Annotated in this window: 1 protein-coding gene and 1 pseudogene; one reads left to right on the top strand and one right to left on the bottom strand. The window is 60.0% G+C overall.

All coding sequences use genetic code 11. The features are described from left to right. Positions 1 to 231: 231 nt before the first annotated feature. A complete protein-coding gene (locus ACGVWT_RS19170; RefSeq protein ID WP_205492656.1) occupies positions 232 to 801 on the bottom strand; it encodes a hypothetical protein in 570 nt (189 codons plus the stop codon). Positions 802 to 1,175: 374 nt separating this feature from the next. Between ACGVWT_RS19170 and ACGVWT_RS19165 the strand changes: the two are divergent. Next, positions 1,176 to 1,317: pseudogene (locus tag ACGVWT_RS19165) on the top strand (ATPase); the annotation flags it as partial.

Genomic DNA, 1,317 nt, shown 5'->3' with positions numbered 1-1,317 from the left:
TGTAGCGAACTGCAATGATGATCGCCCGGACGCGCAATAAAGGGCGGTTTCCGGCGCACGTTGTTTGAGACAGATAGTCTCGCCAGACGCAAATTCCGTGAGACATAGCGCACGGTCAGTGAGACGGACGCACATTGCTGATCCGCCGGCGCACGAACGGCAAAAAGTGGTGGAGAAGCGACAGGCGGGTTTCGGTAACGCGATCACAAGAAGCGGCCGTCCAGATCGCGGCTATAGCCCCCGCGTTTCCTCAACGAGAATGCTTTCTGCCTCATCGATACCCGCCCAAAAATCAGCTCCGGTATCCACGAACGGAATGTCGAATACCAAGCAATCATCGCGTAGCTGGCGGCTTAGCTGCTGGCTGACTTTGAGATATCGGCGGACGTTCTCAATCCCGGTTCGATGAAGCCAGTCGGTTGGCGGCCTTGTGTGGCCTGCAACTGCCACAGCTTTGTCCTCGATCGGGATATTAGGATAACCAAGGAAGCAGGCCCTCACCGGCTGGTCAGCCTCCTGAATGAAACGGGCTACCGCTTGAGGGCGAAGGTTCACCCCTTCGACCAGATAGTCCCGTCGATCGAAGATGGCATGATCGAGAATAGGTTCGATGATAGGCCACATCTGGTCTGCGGTGCCAAGGTCGTCGGCTCCGGGAAGAACGCCAAGCGAGCGCGCACCCAGATGAAGACCCATCTTCAAGGCGTCCAGCGTGAACCAAGGAACGCCGTGGCGAGCGCACATACGCCCAGCCAGAATCGACTTGCCGCTTCGGCTGCAACCTCCAACGATATAGAGCATCAACGCCTCTTAGCGCGGCCGATGCAATGTCGGCTATCGGGAACTTGGCTCGTCCGCTGCAACGCCCGACACTGGGCGATAGCTGCCAATTGTGGCGATGTTGGCACCGCAAGAATAACGAGCGGTTTTCTGGTGGCGGGCGATACTGGCCCATGAGGCGCACCGCGTGACCAGAAAACCCGTTGCGGCAAACAGCACCAGCTTGGCCGTGCCGGTTCGGCTATTCTCGTGCTGCTCGCGCCAGCGGATCAACAATGTGCGCCCGTCTCACCGACCGTGCGCTGCGTCTCAACGATCGTGCGCCCGCTGCGCCGATCCGTCTCAAACAATGTGCGCCGGAAACCGCCCTTCATTGCGCGTCCGGGCGGTCATCATTGCAGTTCGCTACAACTACCGGTCTCCAGCGCAAGCGCACGACCATGGAGGTCCTGACCGACCTGCTGCGTGCCGAGGCGACGCACCGCCATGCAGCCTCGGTCCGTTACCGGATGTCGGCCGCCAGGTTACCCGCGGTGA

The organism is Sphingomonas sp. S6 (assembly GCF_043498045.1).
Lineage (GTDB): Bacteria > Pseudomonadota > Alphaproteobacteria > Sphingomonadales > Sphingomonadaceae > Sphingomonas.
Note: the sequence above shows the minus strand (reverse complement) of the source record. Positions and strands in the feature narration are given on the sequence as shown.

Excerpts from the sequence above, each read along its gene's own strand:
- ACGVWT_RS19170 (WP_205492656.1), bottom strand. The coding sequence starts at position 801 with ATGCTCTATATCGTTGGAGGTTGCAGCCGAAGCGGCAAGTCGATTCTG.